The organism is Muriventricola aceti (assembly GCF_025567565.1).
In the GTDB taxonomy this organism is placed as follows: Bacteria; Bacillota; Clostridia; order Oscillospirales; family Oscillospiraceae; genus Lawsonibacter; species Lawsonibacter aceti.
Genome location: NZ_JAOQKF010000015.1, coordinates 22,952 through 43,144, shown reverse-complemented (window position 1 = coordinate 43,144; position 20,193 = coordinate 22,952). Strand labels below are relative to the sequence as shown.

Annotated in this window: 27 protein-coding genes; 25 read left to right on the top strand and 2 right to left on the bottom strand. The window is 57.6% G+C overall.

Annotated features, from left to right (window positions below; translation table 11 throughout):
* Nucleotides 1-44: 44 nt before the first annotated feature.
* Nucleotides 45-257 (bottom strand): hypothetical protein, encoded by a 213-nt coding sequence (locus OCV64_RS14430; protein ID WP_147571964.1) that lies wholly within the window; start codon nt 255-257, stop codon nt 45-47.
* A 32-nt stretch (nt 258-289) separates the two neighbouring features.
* Nucleotides 290-1,480 carry a nucleoside recognition domain-containing protein gene (locus OCV64_RS14425; RefSeq protein WP_240287523.1) on the bottom strand — a complete coding sequence of 397 codons (1,191 nt, stop codon included), beginning with the start codon at nt 1,478-1,480 and terminating at the stop codon, nt 290-292.
* Nucleotides 1,481-1,646: 166 nt separating this feature from the next.
* Here OCV64_RS14425 and OCV64_RS14420 point away from each other — a divergent pair, with 166 nt between their 5' ends.
* The 25 genes from OCV64_RS14420 (at nt 1,647) to OCV64_RS14300 (ending at nt 20,150) form a co-directional block, all read left to right on the top strand.
* Nucleotides 1,647-2,174: an RNA polymerase sigma factor gene (locus OCV64_RS14420; protein WP_186853256.1), complete on the top strand. Its 528-nt coding sequence runs from the start codon at nt 1,647-1,649 to the stop codon at nt 2,172-2,174.
* Nucleotides 2,155-2,757 (top strand): hypothetical protein, encoded by a 603-nt coding sequence (locus OCV64_RS14415; RefSeq protein ID WP_262670403.1) that lies wholly within the window; start codon nt 2,155-2,157, stop codon nt 2,755-2,757. The genes OCV64_RS14420 and OCV64_RS14415 overlap by 20 nt, the downstream gene beginning before the upstream one ends.
* Nucleotides 2,758-2,896: 139 nt before the next feature.
* Nucleotides 2,897-3,469, top strand: coding sequence for a M48 family metallopeptidase (locus tag OCV64_RS14410; RefSeq protein ID WP_186853258.1), 573 nt, complete (start codon nt 2,897-2,899; stop codon nt 3,467-3,469).
* 119 nt (nt 3,470-3,588) lie between these two features.
* Complete coding sequence (locus OCV64_RS14405) at nt 3,589-4,179, top strand: DUF2975 domain-containing protein (RefSeq protein WP_147571959.1); 591 nt, start codon at nt 3,589-3,591, stop codon at nt 4,177-4,179.
* Between the two features lie 12 nt (nt 4,180-4,191).
* Complete coding sequence (locus tag OCV64_RS14400) at nt 4,192-4,413, top strand: helix-turn-helix domain-containing protein (RefSeq protein WP_186853259.1); 222 nt, start codon at nt 4,192-4,194, stop codon at nt 4,411-4,413.
* The gene (locus OCV64_RS14395) at nt 4,410-4,565 is read left to right on the top strand and encodes a hypothetical protein (protein WP_240287526.1); all 156 of its coding nucleotides are present in this window, start codon (nt 4,410-4,412) and stop codon (nt 4,563-4,565) included. Before OCV64_RS14400 ends, OCV64_RS14395 begins: the two co-directional genes overlap by 4 nt.
* A gap of 37 nt (nt 4,566-4,602) precedes the next feature.
* The gene (locus tag OCV64_RS14390; protein ID WP_262670402.1) at nt 4,603-4,782 is read left to right on the top strand and encodes a hypothetical protein; all 180 of its coding nucleotides are present in this window, start codon (nt 4,603-4,605) and stop codon (nt 4,780-4,782) included.
* 76 nt (nt 4,783-4,858) lie between these two features.
* Complete coding sequence (locus OCV64_RS14385; RefSeq protein ID WP_240287530.1) at nt 4,859-5,347, top strand: hypothetical protein; 489 nt, start codon at nt 4,859-4,861, stop codon at nt 5,345-5,347.
* Nucleotides 5,348-5,366: 19 nt separating this feature from the next.
* Entirely contained in the window at nt 5,367-6,200 is an 834-nt protein-coding gene (locus OCV64_RS14380; RefSeq protein ID WP_262670401.1) for a metallophosphoesterase, read from the top strand.
* A 16-nt stretch (nt 6,201-6,216) separates the two neighbouring features.
* Entirely contained in the window at nt 6,217-6,609 is a 393-nt protein-coding gene (locus tag OCV64_RS14375) for a hypothetical protein (RefSeq protein WP_262670400.1), read from the top strand.
* A 158-nt stretch (nt 6,610-6,767) separates the two neighbouring features.
* On the top strand, nt 6,768-7,310 hold the full coding sequence (locus OCV64_RS14370; protein WP_262670399.1) for a hypothetical protein: 543 nt from the start codon (nt 6,768-6,770) through the stop codon (nt 7,308-7,310).
* A 15-nt stretch (nt 7,311-7,325) separates the two neighbouring features.
* A complete protein-coding gene (locus OCV64_RS14365; RefSeq protein WP_262670398.1) occupies nt 7,326-7,745 on the top strand; it encodes a hypothetical protein in 420 nt (139 codons plus the stop codon).
* 63 nt (nt 7,746-7,808) lie between these two features.
* Entirely contained in the window at nt 7,809-8,090 is a 282-nt protein-coding gene (locus tag OCV64_RS14360) for a YabP/YqfC family sporulation protein (RefSeq protein ID WP_147571952.1), read from the top strand.
* Nucleotides 8,091-8,102: 12 nt separating this feature from the next.
* Entirely contained in the window at nt 8,103-9,347 is a 1,245-nt protein-coding gene (locus OCV64_RS14355; protein ID WP_262670397.1) for a sporulation protein YqfD, read from the top strand.
* A gap of 17 nt (nt 9,348-9,364) precedes the next feature.
* Entirely contained in the window at nt 9,365-10,348 is a 984-nt protein-coding gene (locus OCV64_RS14350) for a PhoH family protein (RefSeq protein WP_147571950.1), read from the top strand.
* The gene (locus tag OCV64_RS14345; protein ID WP_147571949.1) at nt 10,345-10,818 is read left to right on the top strand and encodes a hypothetical protein; all 474 of its coding nucleotides are present in this window, start codon (nt 10,345-10,347) and stop codon (nt 10,816-10,818) included. Before OCV64_RS14350 ends, OCV64_RS14345 begins: the two co-directional genes overlap by 4 nt.
* A gap of 51 nt (nt 10,819-10,869) precedes the next feature.
* Nucleotides 10,870-11,424, top strand: a complete 555-nt coding sequence (locus OCV64_RS14340; protein WP_262670396.1) for a hypothetical protein — start codon at nt 10,870-10,872, stop codon at nt 11,422-11,424.
* A gap of 8 nt (nt 11,425-11,432) precedes the next feature.
* The gene (locus OCV64_RS14335; RefSeq protein ID WP_147571947.1) at nt 11,433-12,047 is read left to right on the top strand and encodes a hypothetical protein; all 615 of its coding nucleotides are present in this window, start codon (nt 11,433-11,435) and stop codon (nt 12,045-12,047) included.
* Nucleotides 12,044-12,787, top strand: coding sequence for an acyl-[acyl-carrier-protein] thioesterase (locus OCV64_RS14330; RefSeq protein ID WP_147571946.1), 744 nt, complete (start codon nt 12,044-12,046; stop codon nt 12,785-12,787). Before OCV64_RS14335 ends, OCV64_RS14330 begins: the two co-directional genes overlap by 4 nt.
* Nucleotides 12,788-12,885: 98 nt before the next feature.
* Nucleotides 12,886-14,361, top strand: coding sequence for an IMP dehydrogenase (gene guaB, locus OCV64_RS14325; protein ID WP_186853267.1), 1,476 nt, complete (start codon nt 12,886-12,888; stop codon nt 14,359-14,361).
* Nucleotides 14,362-14,420: 59 nt separating this feature from the next.
* A complete protein-coding gene (locus tag OCV64_RS14320; protein WP_262670395.1) occupies nt 14,421-14,672 on the top strand; it encodes a hypothetical protein in 252 nt (83 codons plus the stop codon).
* A 133-nt stretch (nt 14,673-14,805) separates the two neighbouring features.
* Nucleotides 14,806-18,162, top strand: a complete 3,357-nt coding sequence (locus OCV64_RS14315; RefSeq protein ID WP_262670394.1) for a PD-(D/E)XK nuclease family protein — start codon at nt 14,806-14,808, stop codon at nt 18,160-18,162.
* A 1-nt stretch (nt 18,163) separates the two neighbouring features.
* Nucleotides 18,164-18,850 carry an alpha/beta fold hydrolase gene (locus OCV64_RS14310; RefSeq protein WP_262670393.1) on the top strand — a complete coding sequence of 229 codons (687 nt, stop codon included), beginning with the start codon at nt 18,164-18,166 and terminating at the stop codon, nt 18,848-18,850.
* Between the two features lie 23 nt (nt 18,851-18,873).
* Nucleotides 18,874-19,707 carry a pyridoxamine kinase gene (locus OCV64_RS14305; protein WP_262670392.1) on the top strand — a complete coding sequence of 278 codons (834 nt, stop codon included), beginning with the start codon at nt 18,874-18,876 and terminating at the stop codon, nt 19,705-19,707.
* A 29-nt stretch (nt 19,708-19,736) separates the two neighbouring features.
* Nucleotides 19,737-20,150, top strand: coding sequence for an EamA family transporter (locus tag OCV64_RS14300; RefSeq protein WP_240287544.1), 414 nt, complete (start codon nt 19,737-19,739; stop codon nt 20,148-20,150).
* Nucleotides 20,151-20,193 lie beyond the last annotated feature (43 nt).

Here is a 20,193-nt window from a genome sequence, read left to right as displayed (position 1 = left end):
CCGGGTCCTTTTCTTGTTTGGAACAGACGGGAGAGAAAGGGCGCTTACAACTTAAAATCCTCATCCGTGAGTACCGAGGTGGCCAGTTTGGTGGGGCGGGGAGGAACCCGACGAAGGGGGTCATACTGAAATGAACGGCAGTGTGAGCTGGGGGACATAATTCCCCGCTTGGGACAGGCCACCTGGTCCTCGTTCAGCGTGCGGCCGTGGGCGCAGTAGGCGCATCTGGGCTCGATTTTCTTTTGAAACAAATTCATGGCGGGCCGCTCCTTTTTTCATCTTGCCCATATTATAATACAGATCTTCCCCTTTTTCCACTGCTTTTTTTTAGCACATACAGAGCCAGGGCAAAAAAGACCAGCCACATCCCCCAGGCCCAGGCGGCCGAAATGGTGAGAGCACGGTGGAAGTCCAGGGTAGCAATGGCCTCGGTCTGTTCCACCAGGTAGGAGGCGACGGATATTTCCTGGGGAAAGAACCAGAGCAGCCCGCCTATGAGGGCGGCGGACAGAGCGCCGTGGAGCAACTTCCCGGCCACATAGGTGCGCAGGGACAGGCCGCTGTCCCCCAGAAAGGCCATGACCTGGCAGTGGACAGACACTCCTGCCCAGCCCAGCATGAAGGCGGCCATGGATAGCCGGCCGGTCAGGGCCCCCTCCGTGAGGGAGGACACACCGGAGGACATCTCCAGCAGTCCAGTGAGCAGCTTCTGGGCCCACTGTTGGGACAGGCCAAAGGGGGAGAGAAGGGTGGACAGAAGAGCGGATGAGGTAGACATAAGACCGGAAAAGGTGAAGATACGAATGGCAACCGTAAAGAAAAGGATGAAAGCGCAGATGTTGAGGGTGGACTGAAGTGCCCCGGTGACAGAACGGGTAAAGGCGGCGGGAAAACTGGTGGCCTGAAATTGTGGCCCAGCCTGCCTCCAACGGCGGGGACCTTCCTCCGGCCGGTAGAACCGGAAGAGTAACCCAATGAGAAGGGAGGCGGCCAGATGCGCGAAATAGAGCATGAGTCCCGCTCGGCCGCTGCCAAAGATTCCAGTGCCCACCACTCCCAGAATAAAGGCCGGACCGCAGTTGTTGCAGAAGGCCAGCATCCGTTCCGCCTCCGTTTTGGAGCACTGGCCATTCTCATACAGGCTGATGGCTGTTCTGGCCCCCACAGGGTAGCCGCCCACAAACCCCAGGGCTAGGGCGGTAGCGCAACTGCCATTGACCCGAAACAGAGGTGCCATGACCGGCTCCAGAAGCCTGCCAAGATAGCGGGACATTCCAAGTTCTACTACTAAGGAGGACAAAACGAAGAATGGAAACAAGGAGGGGACGATGACATTGGCGCACAGCTTCAGTCCATCCTTCATGGCCCCCATGGACTGCTGTGGCCATACCACAAGGGCGGCGGCGGAAAGGAGCAGCCCCAGACCGAGCAGAATGTCCCTGTACCTTTGCTTGCCCAAAATCCGACCCAAAACTATCACCTCCCGGAACAAAGCATATGGCTGAAAGGGGAGAAGGATGCCTGTCCTGAAAAAAATGTTTCAAATCGAGGGGTGGAGATGAAACCAAACCAGACCCTGCGGTGTTATGATAGTTGAAGCGCGTTTCAACAGAAAGGAGGGGGGAAATATTCTGGAGGAAGAGATCGTGCTCAGACTGAACCGGGGAGACCCAGCCGCGCTGGAGGCCCTGATAGACTGCTATGCTCCCTATGTCTGTGGGGTGGCGGCCCGTATTCTACCCGGCCGCCCAGAGGAATGGGAGGAACTGGCGGGCGACGTGTTTCTGGCCGCCTGGGACAACCGGAAAAAGCTCCGGCCAGGGCAGGTGAAGGGGTGGCTGTCCACAGTAGCACGAAACCGGGCGTTCAACCGCCGGCGAGGTCATCGAGAGGACCTGCCCCTAGAGGAGGATATCCTACTACTGCAGTCGGACCTCCCCCAGAGTGAAGCGGAGTACAGGGAGCTGCGGTCAACACTATCCCTGGCTCTTGGCAGCTTGGACCAGCAGGACCGGGAACTATTTGTGCGTCACTACTACTATGGCCAGACGGTGGCAAGAGCGGCGGAAGAGATGGAACTCAACTTGTCTACCGCCAAGACGAGGCTGCGTCGGGGCAGAGAGAGGTTGAAGAGATTTTTACAGGAGGTTGGTTATGAACCAATGGAAAATTGAGATTTCTGAGCTTATGGAGCAATACACGGATACGGAGTTTATACCGGAGGAGGAACATGAAGTGGATGTGGATCTGATTAAGAAAAGAGTGATAACTGCTGTACAGGGAAAACGCCATACAGCGCGGCGGACCGGGTTGGTTGCCGCGGCACTTGCGGCCTGTTTGGCGCTGGTGGGCTGGGCCTACGGAGAGCAGATCTATACCCTGATGTCAGGCGACCAGCTAAGTATTGGAGAAAACCATATAAGCATCTCGCTATCCACAGGGTATGACGAGGCGGGTACTCCTCTTGTGGTGTCTTGGGAGGCTGGCAGGCTGTGGTTTGTAGCTGATGGCCAGCATATAGACATTACAGACCGGATCAACGAGAGCACTCCATATATTTATAGCTCAGAGGACGACGAGGGAAACCGTACTGTCGTCGTAGTGGGAGGTGAGCCTGAGCGTTGCGGCTGGATGGAACGGTGGGAGGCCGCCGATGGCATGCGTGCTGCTGAGGTGTATGACAGCATGACTGGCAGTGGTGAGAAAGAACCGGCTTGGCTGGTCAACGCCAGAGCTCAACTGGGTATTACCGAGTAAAGAAACGGGCAGAACAGCGTATGAGCTGGCCGCCTTGCTTTTTCTTCCAGGCCCTGATAGAATAAAAATAGGCCCTTCACCACAGGTGCTGGGCCTATTCTGATTCTATGCCAGTGCAAGTGAAAAGGGAGGGAACTCAATGGAGCGATACCGGGTGGTGGACACGCCTTTGGGTCCAATTACATACCTTCTGGTGAAGAAGCGGGTAAAAAACTTGAATCTTCACATTCGGCGAGATGGCACGGTAGTTTTATCCATCCCCACACACTGTCCTCTGGAGCAGGCTGACCACCTGATTGCTCAAAAGGGCGGCTGGATTATGGATGTGCGAGCTCGTATGGCGGATCGAACTGTTCCTTTGCTCCCTGGCCCTGATAGAGAAGAGTGCCTCCGTTTGCTGGAAGATGCTGTTGGCCGGGTTTATCCTCTGGTAGAGGGACTTGGAGTGGCACGCCCTCTGTTGAAGCTGCGGAAGATGAGAAGCCAGTGGGGCAACTGCCACTGGAGCCAGGGGTATATCACCCTGAATGTGGCTCTGGCCCGGTGCCCAGAAGGGCTGCGGGACTATGTGGCGCTTCATGAGCTGGTCCACTTTCTTCACCACGACCACGGCCCCGGCTTTTATGCCCGGATGGATACACTCATGCCGGACTGGCGGCGGCGGCGGCAGGAACTGAAAAAATACAGCGGTGCACTTGAAACCGCGGGATGAGGGTCCGGCACGGTACTGTGCCGGACATTTAAACTTTAAAATTTATCGAAAAACAATAAAAATATATTGACAATCGGTTTTTGGCGTGCTAGGCTAGGGTAGCAAAGGGGGAATCTTCCATGGAAAAGACAGGGGTACAGAAGCTGGCAGGCGTTCTGAAAATGCTGGTCGTTGGCATGATGGTGCTGAATGTAATTGCGCTGTTGTTCGTACCTTGGCTGGTGACTTCAGCGGACGAGCTGCATCTGTTTCTGGAAGAGCGGGTGCTCCATCTGCTTCGGATTCAGCCGTATGGCGAGGACGACATAGTGATTCCCATAATTTTTGTGGCTCTGGCCGGCTGGGGAGAGGTCTGGCAGGATACGGTCTGCGCCCTGTACACCCTTTTTTTGCTGATTTGCGGTGTGTGCTGCTTTGTGATTCTCAAGCAAGCCAAAGGGATACTCAATACCGTTCTGGAGGGAATGCCGTTCCAGATGGCCAACGCCCGCAGTATGAGGCGGGCGGCGGTCTGCTGCTGGATTATCACCGGGATGGCGGCGGTGCGGCTGATCGGGGAGCTGATATGGTTGAAAAACACGGCTCCTATTTATACCTATAACACCCTGTTCATCCCCATCTTCCTGATGGGCGGGCTGCTGTTCCTGGTTATGTCCGCCCTGTTTCGCCAGGCGGCGGAGCTGAAGGAGGACCAGGACCTGACAATTTGAGGGGGCGGGTCTGTGAAGATTGTAGTCAATTTAGATGTGATGATGGCCAGAAGAAAGATGTCCCTGGGGGAGCTGGCCCAGCGGGTGGATATCACGATGGCGAACCTGTCCATTTTAAAGAACAACAAGGCGAGGGCCATCCGTTTTTCTACGCTGGAGGCCATCTGTGCCGCCCTGGACTGCCAGCCGGGGGACATTCTGGAGTTTGTCCCTGACGGGGAGGGGGAGCCATGAGCTGGATAAAAAGGCACAAAAAGCTGGCGCTATTTCTGGCGCTGGCCCTGATATTTCTGGGTTGGTGGTGGCAGCGGAGTCAATTTACTCCAGAGCGATGGGCAGCCCAGCCCGGTGAGCGCCACCACATTGTAGACGACCTGCTGACTTAGTACGGCGGCTTGAAGGGGATGTCCCAGGAAAGAGGTGGTGTCCCTGCTGGGACCGGACACCGATGGGGACCAGCAGGAGGAGAGGTTGACACCCGACGGTCGAGAAGTGCGAGAGCTTTTGGCCTATCCCATCGGGAGCTACGGGTTGGGATGGGGCTACCTGTTTGTCTATCTGGAGGACGGGGCCGTAACGGAGAGCAGGACCTATGGGGACTGAGGCCTGAAAAAGCACGGCTGGACCTATGGGGAAAGGAGGGCTTCAAGACCGGATGGAAGGAAAATTTGGAGGCAATATGAAACGGCTTTTAATCATTTTATCGCTGGCGGTGCTGCTGTGCGGCGTTCTTCTGGGGGAGCTGGGGCTGGGCGGCTCCGGAATGGAGAGACATCTGGAAAAACAACTGGGGATCGACCTGCCTGCAGGAGCGGCAATTACCTATGAAGACAGCCACGGAGGATTCCACGGCGACGGGGTGCTCACAGTTGTGGTGGAGTGTTCAGATCCCGATAAGGCGGAGGGGCTGATTGACGATATCTCCCAGCGCTGGAGGGAGAGCCCCATAGAGCCGGAGCTGTGGGAGCAGTTTCGGGCGGCATGGCGGCAAAACGGCGAACAGATACCCCCTCTGCCGGAGGAGCCACGGGGCTTCTGGTTTTACCGGGACAGGTTTCAGGAGCAATATGGAAAAAAGTGTGAGTTTAACCCGGTGCTGCAAAACTGCACCTTTGCTCTGATGGATACGGAACAGGGAAGGCTGTATGTACTGGAAACAGACTTCTAGGATTTTGGAGGAAAAAGCGTTGAAGACAAGGGAAGGGCGCTGGAAACAGATGGTTGCGATTGGGGCTGCTTTGGCGCTTTTGGCGGCCTTTTTCTGGTGGCAGAACAACGGCCTGACGGTGAGCCGGTACGAGTTTATGTCCACGAAGGTCCCGCGGGAGTTGGACGGATATACCATCGTCCAGCTCTCCGATCTGCACAACCACCGCTTTGGGGATGGCCAGCGCCGGCTGCTGAAGTTAGTGGAGGAGCTGGAGCCGGACCTGGTCCTGATGACAGGAGATCTGGTGGATCGGAACCGAACGGACCTGATCCCAGCTCTGGAGCTGGCAAAGGGGACGTCAGAGCTGGCGCCTACCTACTATATCACCGGTAACCACGAGTGGTCGATTGCAGACAGAGAGCGGACGGAGCTGCTGGAGGGGATGACCGAGGCCGGAGTCGTGGTGCTGGAGGACCGATGCGCCGTTCTTCCGGTGGGGGAGAGCTGCCTGGTGCTGGCTGGGCTGTCAGACGAAAGCCTGCGGGATGGAACGGTAGATTGGCTGATGGAGGATGTTCCGGATGGATTATCCATCCTGCTGGCCCACGAGCCCCAATTTATTTCCGACTACGCCAGGGCCGGAGCGGACCTTGTATTTTCCGGCCACGCCCACGGCGGCCAGATACGGCTGCCTTTTGTGGGCGGCCTCTATGCGCCGGGGCAGGGATTCCTGCCCAAACTGACCAAAGGGCTCTATGAAGTGGAGGACACCACTTTGGTGGTGTCCCGGGGACTGGGCAACAGCACCTTTCCATTCAGGTTCTTAAACAGGCCGGAGGTGGTGGTGTTGACCCTGAGGACAGAGGACTGAACAGAGGAGAAAAGAAATGAGAAAACAGATAATGACCGCGCTCCTGACTCTGTCCCTTGTGGGGACTCTCTCCAGCTGCTCCCTGGTCGGCTTCTGGCTGTCCGGCTGCGGCGGAGAGAAGGCCGACCTTGTAGTGGTAAATGAAAGCTCCGCAGTGATCGATGGGATCTCTGTGACAGAAAGCAGCCAGACACAGTCGGTTTCCAGTGAGGATGGGAGCGGGCTGCTAGAGTGTGGAGAGAGTTACGGCCTGGAGCTGGCTGGGACGGGGGAATGCGTTGTTGTTCTCTTTGACTGCTGGCAGCGGGAGTTGGCCCGCAGCTATTTGGAGTTTCAGGGGGAGCGGCTTTTCCTTACCCTGAAGGACTGGGGGACCATGACCTGTACCACGGAGAATACTATGAAGTGAATGAATAGGGAAAGGATGGAGAAGAGATGAAAGAGAATATCGGCCGTGTGCTGCTTGGACTGTTGTTGACTTTCTGTCTGGTGACCGTTGTGGGGATCCCCCTCTATATTCACTTTGTCTGGCCTTTTCTGCCGTAAAAGTCTGATAGAGGCGAAGAGATGGACGAGCTGCTTATGATAGGCACTGCCTATATAGCCTTTCCAATAGCTCTGCTGGCAGCGGCAGTCTATGGTGTGAACAGTATCCGCCGCAAGGACCGGCGCTATTGGGTGCTGTCGGGAATTGCTCTGGGGAGCTTCCTTCTCCTGTGGGGCGGAAATAAGCTGTTGGGGTTGGCCTGGAGAAACCGTCCTGCTCTGATCCTCTGTCTAACGGCAATAGTAAGCTTTCTGGCCTGTATTTGGTATGTGACCGTCAGGGGTTGGAAGAAACGTGTTCCTCAGGCGGTCCTGGTGCTGTGTGCTATGGTCCTGTCCAGTGTCGGCCTGTTCTGGGGCCTGTGGGGGATCTTTGTCACTTATGGCGGAGGGGAGAGAATACTAGCCCATGAGGGCTGCTTGCTGGTAGAGGTTGACCGCTCTTTTCTGGACCCCATGTACGACTACTACGAATACCGCGGGCCGATTTTCCGGGGAAGTCGAGAGATATACAGCACAGTGGGCGGAGATCCGCCCCGGCTGGAGGATGACGGAACAGCCTAAAAGGTGGGTTGATCTATGGAATTGATAGTTACCCTGGCGGCGTGGACGGTTCAAGCGGGAGCTGCTGCCCTGCTGGCTGCCCTCCTGGCCCTGGCCGCCAGTCTGATTCCTTTGGTCAGAAGAGTGAAATGGAGGAAACGCTGGGCCGCCGCCGGTGGTGCGGTCATTTTAATGCTTGCCCTTCTGTGCGGTCACCCCCTCCTGCGGTACCATAAGGGAGTTGAGCCCCTGCCACCCGACCTTCAGGCGGCGGTGATGAGGTACAGCCGGGGACTATATTCTGACAGACTCCCGCTGGTTCCCGTCTGGGTCCAGGTGGAGAGACGGCCACCTGGGTCCATAGCCTCCTGGACCATTCAATATTTCTGCTGGGGTACGGTGTCCATGGAGCTGGAGGAGGGGGGATGGCCCAGCGTCACAAAGCCGTTGGGATAAAGAAAAGGTTTCCCACAAGTTTCACCTCTTTCCCTCATACAAATAGGGGAGAGGTGATTTTTTATGGATAGAAAGCCACGGCGACCCGGTCTGCTGGAGCGGACAGCGGAGGCCCTGGACCTGCCCGCTGACGCCCTGGCAGGACTGCCCCGACTGGAGTTGGTGGGGGACGGGGAACTGAGAATGGAGAATCACAGGGGTATCCTGGCCTATGGTAAGGAGGAGATCCACGTCAGCGGCGGCGTGTTTATTGTAAAAATAGCGGGCGAGGGGCTGGAGCTGCGGGCCATGACTGGGCTGGAACTGCTCATCACCGGGAAGATACGCCAGATAGAGCTGGACTAGGAGGGGATCGGGATGAAGCGGCTGATGAATTTTCTGCGGGGAATGGCCGACCTGAGGGTTACCGGCCTGTTCCCCGAACGGTTGATAAACCTCTGTGCCCAGAACGGAGTGGAATTCTGGGGCGTAGAATGGCTGGATGAGCATACTCTGCGCCTCACAGTCCGCCGCCGACACTTGAGACAGCTCCGGGAGCTTGCCCAGAGAGTAGGCTGCGACGTCAGTCAGGAGGGCAGCCGGGGGCTGCCGGACTTTCTCATCCGCTTCCGGACCCGGTATGCCTTCCTAACGGGCCTCGCCCTGTCCCTGTGCGCCGTAGCCTTCCTGTCCCAATTCATATTGACGGTGGAGGTCAAGGGAAACGAGAGAGTACCTACCGCCGTTATCCTAAGCCAGCTGAGACAGCTGGGCGTCCGGCCCGGCGTCTATGGCCCCGGCCTGGACCGGCAGCAGCTGGCTCAGGAGACCCTGCGGGAAATGGAGGAGCTGTCCTGGGTGGGGATCAACCTCCACGGTACCCGCTTGGAGGTCATCGTGCGGGAGGCGGTCGCCTCCCCGGAGCGGATAGACGAGAAAGGATATTTTGACATCGTAGCCGAAGCAGATGGCATTGTCACCCACATCGAGCCGGAGCAAGGGGATGCGGCAGTTCAGGAGGGGGATACCGTGTTGGCCGGAGAGGTGCTTATCTCCGGCACTGTGACCATGGAGCCTCCCAAGTACAGCGACCTGCCCACCCGCTACTATCAGACCCATGCCAGGGGACGGGTGTGGGCCCGGACTTGGCGGACGCTGACGGCACAGATCCCCCTGGAGGCGAACACCAAAGTATATACGGGGGAGGATCGGAAGGTCTGGTCCCTGAAATTTTTAGACCGCCGCATCGAAATTTTTGGAAACAGTAGCATTTCCTGGCCATTCTATGATAAAATAACCACAGTGCGCCAACTCACCCTGCCGGGGGAGCGGGCTCTTCCTATCTCATTGATCCAGGAGAGTTATCGCGCCTACGAGCTGGAGAGCAGGGAGCTAGACCGGGAAGCGGCCCAGCGATTGCTGGAGGAACAGCTGAAAGACCGTCTGGAGCGGTTGATTGGGGAGGACGGACAGATAGATTCTATCCGATTTTCCGCCAAGGTGGAGGATGGGCAGCTGAAGGTGACCGCCCAGGCTGAGTGCCAGGAGGAGATCGGGAAAGAGGTCCCAGGTTCCGCCCCGCCAGAGGAGCACGGCGAATCAGAGGAGCAGGCCTCCTCATAAACAGGAGATAAGTAGGAATGACAGAACAGAGCATCAGCCTGGAGCGAATGGAGGAGACCATCAGCGTGTTTGGCTCCTTTGACGAGAATATCCGCCTCATCGAACGGGAGCTGGGGGTGACCGTAGTCAGCCGTGACTCGGCGCTGAAGATATCCGGTGAGGACCCGGAGGGTGTCATGCGCGCCGTCCGAACGGTGGAAAGCCTGATGACCCTGGCCGCTAGAGGGGAAGCCATCAATGAGCAGAACGTGCGCTATGTGATCCAACTGGTCCGGGAGGGCAGTGAGGCCCAGATTCACCAGTTGGCCAGCGATGTGCTGTGCGTCACTGCCAAGGGCAAGCCTATCAAGGCCAAGACCCTGGGGCAGAAAAAGTATGTGGAGGCTATCCGGGACAATGTGGTAACTCTTGGTATTGGTCCCGCGGGCACCGGTAAGACCTATCTGGCGGTGGCCGCCGCGGTGGCGGCCTTCCGGGCCAAGGAGGTCAACCGCATCATCCTTACCCGCCCGGCGGTGGAGGCGGGGGAGCGGCTGGGCTTCCTCCCCGGCGATCTGCAATCCAAGGTAGACCCCTACCTCCGGCCCTTGTATGACGCTCTCTTTGAGATGCTGGGGCCCGACACCTATCAGAAGTATCTGGAGCGGGGCAACATCGAGGTGGCCCCCCTGGCCTATATGCGGGGCCGCACGCTGGACGACTCCTTCATCATCCTGGACGAGGCCCAGAACACCAGCCGGGAACAGATGAAAATGTTTTTGACCCGCCTGGGCTTCGGATCGAAAATCGTCATCACCGGCGACATCACCCAGATCGACCTGCCGAAGGATGTGGTGTCCGGCCTGCGGGAGGCCATGCGGGTGCTGAAGGGCGTGGATGATATCGCCATCATGCGGCTGGGAGAGGCCGACGTGGTCCGCCATGCTCTGGTCCAGAAGATCATCAAGGCCTACGAGGTGGATGAGGAGAGGCGGTCCACCAAGAAGGAGTTTAAGAAATGACCCGTTTTTCCTGGCATGGCTATGAGGTGGAGGTGGACAAAACAGCCACCTCCGCTTGGTATGCCGAGGCGGAGGATTGGGGCTGCGCCTGCGGCCGCTGCCGGAATTTCCTGACCCTGGCACGGGAGAGAAGGCTGCCGGGCGAGATTCTGGAAATTCTGGACAGGCTGTCTGTCCCGCCTGCCAGGGCAACCTATGTGTGCGAGCTCTACCACGATAAGAACTGGAAAGAAAAGGGACTGCTCTACCAGTTCAGCTGGCGGATTGGCGGGGCGGTCCTGGCTGTGCCGCCGGGAGAAAATGGCCCGGGGTGGGGGCCGCTGATAGAGCGGCCCTGGGGCGGCCTGGTGCTGGGGCATGAGGACTATCCCTATGGCGCTCCGGATTTTCCAAAACAAAATTTTGACCTGGAGTGCCAGATCTGGCTGCCCTGGGTGCTGGACGAGCCTGTGGCTGGGGCGGCAGAGTAGAAGTGGCTGTTATGGCGGAGCGTTGAAGCAGAAAGAGAGAAGGTGCCGTTTATGTGGATGATATTCTGGGGCCTGCTGTTGTTTGTGTTTTTTGACTTTCGTATCAATGGCATCGTGTTTACACCGGATTTTGTCGGCTTTTTCCTGGTGTGGCTGGGGATGATTCGCTGTCGCGGAATCCAGACCTTTGCCCGGTACTACTGGACGGCACTTGTGGCCTGCGTCTTTTCAGGGGGGCAATATGTGTTCACCGGATTCACTGAGTATACCAGCTATTTGGGGGAACTGGAGTTGTCATTCACCCTGGTACGCACAGTGCTTCAGGCGGTGGTTACCTATGTAATCGTCAAAGGAATGGTGGAGCTTGAGACAAATACAGGACAAAACTTGAAGAGCAGGGGGCTGTTTTACGCTTGGCTGCTTATGGAAGTGGTCAGCGCCTGCGGTACCGTGCTGACATATTTGTTGGATTCTCTTCTCGTTTCCATAATCACTATAATCGTTTCCGTGATAGGCGTGGTCTGGTATCTGGTGAAATTTTACCAGTGCTTGAAAATGATAAGCCGGGATGGAATCAGCCTACAGCCCCGGAGCAGTAAGGAGTAATTATAATTATGGTAGAGGATACCAAGCGATATTTAGCCTATATCTGTCCCCGCTGCCGCCAGTCGGTCATCGTGGAGCGGGACCTGTTCTCTCTGGCTGCCTCCAAGGCCCACATCAAGTGCCCCTGCGGCAAGTCGGAGATGACGGTGGAGTTTCTGCCCAGCCGGGTCCAACTCACGGTGCCCTGCCTGTTCTGCGGTCGAGAGCACGCTGTGTCCTGCTCGTCCCACGCCTTCCTGCGGGAGAAGGCCCTGGCCTTCTCCTGTGCCGCCTCTGGCCTGGATTGCTGCTATGTGGGGGAGGAGGGGCCGGTCTACGCGGCCACCGCCCGTTTGGAACAGGCGGTGGACAAGCTGGGCGAGGACGAGGTGAGCCAGGGTGCGTTCCTGGATGAGATCGTCATGGAGGAGGTGCTGTCTGAGATCCGGGACATCGCGGCCCGCGGGGGCATCTCCTGTGCCTGCGGCAGTAAAAACTGGACCTTTCAGGTCAATTACAGCTCCGTAGACCTCATCTGCGCCGACTGCGGGGCCCAGATGCGGGTGCCGGCCGCTACCGCAGATGACATCGATGACATCTGCTGCAAAGATACCATTCTGATCCGGGGAAAGGAAAAAAGATGAGCCTATTTTATGAACACCATTTTCGATTGAACGGTCTGGATATCGACGGACATGGAATGTGCAAGGCCTCGGCCCTGCTCAACCACCTCCAGGACGCCGCTACCTTGGCGGCGGAGGCAGGTGGCTTCCACCGGGAGATGCTGATGGAGCGGTACGGGGCCTTCTGGATGCTGGCCCGGTCCTGGTACCGGCTGGACCGGCCCCTGCGGTTCGAGGACCAGCTGACTGTCCGCACCTGGCACCGGGGGGATAGGGGGGCCATGATGTATCGGGATTACGACATTTATGCCGATGGACAGCTGGTGGGTGAGTCCGTGTCCGGTTGGGTGCTGGCCAGCTTAGAGGGACATAAGCTGATGCGCCTGTCTTCGGTCACGGAGCTGGCTGGTACCGGAGGGGGAGAACTGTGTAAGACTATGACGCTCTCCAAGCTCCACTGCCCGGAGGAGCTGGTCCAGGTGGAGCGTCGGCCCATGCGGTACAGTGACAGCGATTTGAACGGCCATGTGAATAATACTCGGTACGCTGACTTCGCCTGCGACGCGGTAGAAATGGACAGGCTGGAGGAGGACCGGTTCCTGGCCTCGATGCAGATTGGCTATTTGGCCGAGTGCAGGCCGGGAGAACAGCTTGATATCCAATCCGGAGGGCAGGGGGACCAACGCTATGTCCGTGGATTGGACGAGAGCGGCAAATCCCGCTTTGAAGCGGCCCTGTTTTTTGGCAAAGCGGTTCCTTGACAAGAGACGCGGCAGAGCGTTACAATAACTTAACTATACACACTGGAAAGAAAAGATATGGCCCGGCCCGCCGGGCAGAAGAAAAAGGAGTTGTAGATATGGTCAATCAGGACGCCGCACAGAAGTTTGTCAAGCAGGGCCTTACCTTTGACGACGTGCTTCTGATCCCCGCCGCCAGCGATGTACTCCCCGCGGACATCGACCTGCGTACCCGTCTGACCCGGAAGGTCCATCTGAATATCCCCCTCATCAGCGCCGCCATGGACACCGTGACTGAGTACCGGATGGCCATCGCCATCGCCCGCGAGGGCGGCATCGGCATCATCCACAAGAATATGTCCATCAGCCAGCAGGCGGAACAGGTAGACATGGTCAAGCGCAGTGAGAACGGCGTTATCACAAACCCCTTCTGGCTGGGGCCCGGCCATACACTGGCTGAGGCGGATGAGCTGATGGCCAAGTACCGCATCTCCGGTGTGCCCATCTGTGACAATGGAAAGCTGATTGGCATTATTACCAACCGGGATATGAAGTTCGAAACAGACATGAACCAGCTCATCGACAATGTAATGACCAGAGAGAACCTGGTCACCGCCCCAGAGGGGACCACCTTGGCTGAGGCCAAGGAGATTCTCCGCCGGCATAAGATTGAGAAGCTGCCCATTGTGGACAACGAGTTCCGGCTGAAGGGCCTGATCACCATTAAGGATATCGAGAAGGCGACGGTGTATCCCAACTCCGCCCGTGACGAAAAGGGCCGCCTGCTGGTGGGTGCCGCCATCGGCGTTACCGCCGATGTGCTGGACCGGGTGGCAGCCCTGGTGGAGGCGGGGGCCGACGTGCTGGCTCTGGACTCGGCCCATGGCCACTCCCAGAATATTCTCAACTGTGTCAAGCGTATTAAGGCCCTCTATCCCGACGTACAGCTCATCGCCGGTAACGTAGCTACTGCCGAGGGGACACGGGCCCTCATTGAGGCAGGGGCCGACTGTGTGAAGATTGGCATTGGTCCCGGCTCCATCTGTACCACCCGTGTGGTGGCCGGCATCGGCGTACCCCAGATCACCGCGGTGTATGACGCCGCCTGTGTGGCCGCTGAGTATGATATCCCCATCATCGCCGATGGCGGCGTCAAATATTCTGGTGATATCGCAAAGGCTCTGGCCGCCGGCGCCAGCGTGGTCATGTTGGGCTCTCTGCTGGCTGGCTGCGAGGAGTCACCAGGCGACACCGAGGTGTTCCAGGGCCGCCAGTTCAAGGTCTACCGGGGTATGGGTTCCCTGGCGGCCATGAACCAGGGCTCCAAGGACCGCTATTTCCAGCAGAACAACAAGAAGCTGGTTCCCGAAGGGGTAGAGGGCCGAGTTCCTTACAAGGGACTGGCGGGCGAGACCATCTACCAGCTGATGGGCGGCTTGAAGGCCGGTATGGGCTACACTGGCTGTCACACCGTAGAGGAGCTGCACAGCAAGGCCCAGTTTATGCAGATTACCGCCGCTGGCCTCCGGGAGTCCCACCCCCACGATATCTATATCACCAAGGAAGCTCCCAACTATACCGTCAACCCCAGCTGACATATCAGGTACAGAGCCGCGCATGAGCGCGGCTCTGTTTTTGAAGGGAGGAAGATGACATGGAGCGATATACAAGGACTGTAGACGGAAAAGTTACGGTGGCCCCGGAGGAAATGGCAGCGGCTCTGGAGCGTCTCTCCGCCTTTGAGGATATGGCCTGCGGAGTGGAGCGGGAGCGGGAAGAAATCTCTGCCCGCCTGGAAGAGCTGCGAAATAGAGGAAGGGAGAAGACCGTCCAATTCCGGGAACTGCTGGCACAAAAGCTGGTCAACAACAATATGAAGTCGGATACACTGAGAGAGGGCCTCTGAAAAGGAGGCCCTCTTTCCTTATGATGAAAAGAGTGTCAAGGACTTTTTTTGACTGGAATAACGTGATACAATATCAGAAACGACTGAAGAACAGATCTCCTGGGATGCCGGGAAGAGAGAGGGGACAAAAAAGATGCTGAAGCTGATTCTTGGCCGCGCGGGAGCGGGAAAGACCACCGCGGTACTGAAGCGTCTGTGTCAGGCCGGGCAAATGCGCCAGCAGGTCCTGATGGTCCCTGAGCAGCAGTCCCATGAGGCCGAGCGTGCTCTGTGCCAGATGGGGGGGAACGGGGCCTCTCTCTGGGCTGAGGTCTTGTCCTTCAGCCGACTATGCGGCCGTGTCTTTCAGGCCGCTGGTGGCTTGGGGGAGCGGGAGCTGGACGGGGGCGGGCGGCTTCTGCTTATGTACCGGGCGCTCAAGGAGACATCAGAGGTCCTGACGGTGTATGCCCGCGCATCGCAGCGCCCTGCTTTCCTCACCGCTCTGTTGGCCACTGTGGATGAGCTGAAGAGCTGCTGTATCCCCCCTGAGGCGCTGATTACCGCGGGGCAGGAAGCAGGAGGCCCAGAAGGGAATAAACTCAGGGACCTGGGGTTGATTTGTGGGACTTATGACGCGCTCACGGCAAACGTGGCACTGGACCCTAGGGATCGCCTGACCAGAGCGGCTGAAAAGCTGAAGGAGTGCCGCTGGGCTGTGGGCAAGGATCTGTGGTTGGATGGATTTACAGACTTTACGCCCCAGCAGGAGGAGGTCCTGGGCCAGCTTCTGGTCCAGGCGGAGCATATGACTGTCACCCTGACCTGCGACCACCTGGAGGAGGATGAGGATGGGACAGGCATCTTTTCCCCAGCACGGAGAACGGCGGCCCGACTGATTAGACTGGCTCAACGGGAGAGAATAGGCTATAAAGTAGAATGCCTTGTCGGGGATTTTGCGGCAAAAGAGCGGCCGCTCCAATTTTTGGAGGGGCATCTCTTCGGTGGGGGCCTGGAGAGCCCCATTTCCTGTGAAGGGGCCGTCACTCTGTTTCGGGCCAATACCATGCGGTCCGAGGTGGAGTGGGTGTCATCGCGCATTTTGAGCCTGGTACGAGAGGAGGGCTACCGCTTTCGGGACATTGGTCTGGTGGCCCGCGATTATGGCGCCTACCAGGATTTGATAGAATCGGTGCTGCCCAGATATGGGATACCCGTATTTTCCTCCGCTATGGCGGATATTTTGGAGAAGCCCGTGCTCACCCTGGTCACCGCGGCCCTGGATACTGTGGCGGGGGGCTATGCCTACGAAGATATATTCCGCTATCTCAAGACCGGACTGACGGACCTGGGGGAAGAAGACCGAGATCTGCTGGAAAACTATGTTTTGAAGTGGGATATCAAGGGGAGCCGCTGGACGCAGACAAAGGAATGGACTTGGCATCCTAGAGGATATGGCATCCCCTGGGAGGAAGAGGACCGTGCCCTTCTGGAGCGATTGGACCGCGCCAGAAGGCAGGTGACCGCTCCTTTGGAGGAACTGAGAAAGGCCCAAAACAAGACGGGAAGAGGACAGGCGATTTCCCTTTACAGATTTTTGGAGCGCATTGGCTTGCCAGATCAGCTGGAGGCACGGGTAGAGGCGCTGAAGAAGCGGGGAGAGCTCGCTCTGGCGGAGGAGTACCGGCAGCTCTGGGAGATCCTCTGTGGCGGACTAGAGCAGTGCGCTGCTTTGCTGGGGGAGAGAGGAATGGACCTGGAGGAGTTTGCCGGCCTGTTTCGGCTGGTCCTGTCCCAATATGATGTAGGAACGATCCCGGTTTCCCTGGATCGGGTGACCGCCGGTGAAACCACCCGTCAGACAGGGCACAGGGTGAAGGCTCTCTTTCTATTGGGGGCGGATGACGGCTCCATCCCCAGGGTTGGGGCGGCTCCTGGCCTGCTGTCAGATGATGACCGCTCTCTGCTGGCGGTATACGGTCTGGAGCTGGACCAGTCCCAGCGGGAACTGCTCTTCCGGGAGATGACTACGGTCTATCAGATCTGTGCCCGCCCCAGCCACCGCCTAGTGGTATCTTGGGCTGTCCAGGGGCCTGGAGGTGAGGAGCGAAGGCCCTGTTTCCTGGCCCAACGGCTGCAGCTGCTCTATACTGATTTGGACATATGCCATGAGGAGGAGCTAGAGGGGCGCTTCCGGCTGTCCGCCCCTCTGCCCGCCCTGGAGCAGGCGGGGAGAAATACGAGGCTGCGGGAGCTGTTGGGCAGCCTGTCTGGCTTGGAGAGCCAAGTGGACAAGCTGGAGCGGGTGGCTGGCTGGGAGAGAGGGCAACTCACTAGGCAGACGGTGGACCAGCTGTATGGGAGACGGGTGGCCATGTCCGCCTCACGGATGGACAAGTATAAATCCTGCCACTTCTCCTATTTTATGCGGTATGGCCTGCGGGCAGAGCCTAGAAAGCCGGCAGGCTTTACAGCGCCGGAGTATGGCACATTTGTCCACTATGTGCTGGAGCATGTCCTTCAGGACGATATGTTCCGCCAGACAAGACTGCCTGGGATGGAGCCGGAAAAATTAGATGAGGATACGCGCGGCCGGCTGCGACAGCTCACCCGCCAGGCGGTGGACCGCTATGTGGCCGAGGAGCTGGGAGGGCTGGAAGGCCAGAGTGACCGCTTCCGCTACCTGTTCCACCGACTGCTCAGATCGGTCCAGGCGGTGGTGGACAACGTGGCGGAGGAGCTTCTTCACTCCAGCTTCCGACCTATCTCCTTTGAGCTGGGTTTTGGAAAGGGGGAGGACCTGCCGCCAGTCGAACTGACTGTGGATGGAGTTACTATCAGCGTTTCTGGGTTCGTAGACCGGGTGGATGGATGGGTCCACGACGGGCGACTCTATCTGCGGGTGGTGGACTATAAGACGGGGCGAAAGTCCTTTGATCTTACTGAGGTTTGGAACGGCCTGGGCCTTCAGATGCTTCTTTATCTCTTTACTCTGGAAGAACGGGGGGAGTCCCTCTATGGGCTGCCAGTAGAGGGCGCCGGGGTGCTGTATCTCCCGGCTCGGGACGCGGTGGTTCGAGGAAGCCGGACGATGAGTGAACAGGCATGGCGCAAGGCGTTAGACAGGGAATTGGTCCGAAGCGGACTGGTCCTGGATGACTCCGCCGTGCTGGAGGCTATGGAGCACGTCTCTGAAGAAGGGTACCGTTTCCTTCCCCTGAAGGTGTCCAAGTCTACTGGAGCTATCACTGGAGACGCCTTGGCCAGCGCAGAGCGCCTGGGCCGCCTGGGCCGCCACATCCAAAGGGTGCTGGGGGAGATCTGCGGAGAGCTGGCCCAGGGCAACATCGCCGCGGATCCTTTCTGGCGGGGACCGGAAAAAAATGCCTGCCGCTTCTGTGACTATGCCGCCGCCTGCCACTTTGAAGAAGGGCGGGGTGGGGACCGTAGGCGCTGGCTACCCAGTATGAGCGCCCAGGAGTTCTGGGAAAATATGGGAGAGGAACTATGAAATGGAGATCAGATTACACTATATAGAGCAGGGAGAGGGCTTTCCACTGATACTGCTCCACGGAAATGGGGAGGATCATACCTACTTCAAAAGGCAAATGGAACCATTTGCCGACCATTTTCGGGTGATTGCTGTGGATACTCGTGGACATGGAGAGAGTCCACGGGGCACTGGACCGTTTACACTGTCCCAATTCGCGGAGGACTTGAAATCGTTTTTCGATCAGCATGGTATCTCCAAATGTCATCTCTTGGGGTTTTCCGATGGAGGAAATGTGGCCCTATTGTTTGCGCTGAAGTATCCGGACCGTGTAGAGCGGCTCATACTAAACGGGGCAAACTTGGACCCGTGTGGCGTAAAGCTGAAGACACAGATTCCCATAGTGCTGGGATGGGGGCTGTGCCGCCTGTGTGCCCTGTTCAGCCAACAGGCAAAACAAAATTGGGAGATGCTGAATTTGATGGTAACCCAGCCGCATATACACAGGGCGGAACTGGCGGGACTGGACATGCCGGTTCTGGTAGTGGCGGGGGAACAGGATATGATCCGAGAGAGCCACACTCAGTCAATCGCGGCCAATATCCCAAACAGCCGGTTGGTCATCCTTCCTGGTGACCACTTTATAGCCAGGCGGAATTGGCAGGGCTTCAATGATACGGTGCTGGAGTTTCTATTGGACCGGAGCTGAACAACAAAAAGAGGAGAAATCAAATGGAGAACAGTAAAAATATCCTGATTATTAATGATATGCCGGGCTACGGCAAGGTGGCTCTGGCCGCCATGCTGCCCATCCTGTCCAATATGGGCCATAGTGTCTACAACCTGCCCACCGCCCTGGTGTCCAATACTCTGGACTACGGGAAATTTACCATATTAGATACCACTGACTACATGGTAAAGGCCATCGAGGTGTGGAAGCAACTGGGATTTCAGTTTGACTGTATCACCACCGGCTTTCTGGCTTCGGCGTCCCAGGTGGGCATTATCCGGGACTTTATCGCCAGCCAGAAGAAGGAGGGCCTGCTGGTCATGACCGACCCTATCATGGGGGACGACGGTAAGCTCTATAACGGTGTCACGGAGGAGACGGTCGGGAATATGCGCCGCCTCATTGGGGTAGCCGACGTAATCGTCCCTAATCTGACGGAGGCAGAATTTCTGTCCGGCATTTACCAGGGGGAGGAGGCTCTGTCCCAGTCACAGGCCAAGGAGGTAGTGGACCGGCTGCGGGGGCTGGGCCCACGATCTGTCGTGGTTACCAGCGGTGTATTGAAGGAGAGTGGGAGCCATGTAGTCTGGGGCTATGACCACAGAAGCGGGGAATATTTTACGATCCCCTACCGGTTTATCCGGGTGCATTTCCCAGGGACAGGGGATATGTTTTCCGCCGTCCTGGTGGGGGAACTCCTGGCTGGAAGCCCCCTGCGCCCTGCTGTGAAGCGGGCCATGGACGTACTGGAAAAGCTCATCTTTCTGGAACAGGATGAGATTGAAAAGAACAAGGGTATCCGCATAGAAAAGTTTTTGAGCGTGCTCAAAGAGTGAAGAAAGTGGAGAGAGGAAGGAAACCACTTATGTGGGCTGTTTTTGCGCTGTTGTCAGCACTATTTGCCGCCCTGACCGGAATTCTGGCCAAGCTGGGGATGGAGGGAATCAATTCCAATCTGGCCACAGCCTTGCGTACCATAGTGGTACTGGTTATGGCTTGGGGGATCGTCTTTGCCACCGGAAAGCATACAGGCATCGGTGACATCACCGCCAGGAGCTGGATGTTCCTGTTCCTGTCCGGTCTGGCTACCGGGCTGTCCTGGATCTGTTACTTCCACGCCCTTCAGATTGGTGAGGCCAGCAAGGTCGTGCCCATTGACAAGTTCAGCGTGGTCATTTCCATGGTACTGGCCTTCCTCGTCCTGGGAGAAAAGGTGACAGTGCTGAAGGTGCTGGGCGGGCTGCTGATTACGGCTGGGACCTTTGTGCTAATCTTGTGAGGAACTGCCGGAGACGGCTGACAAACAGCGGGGGAACGACTGG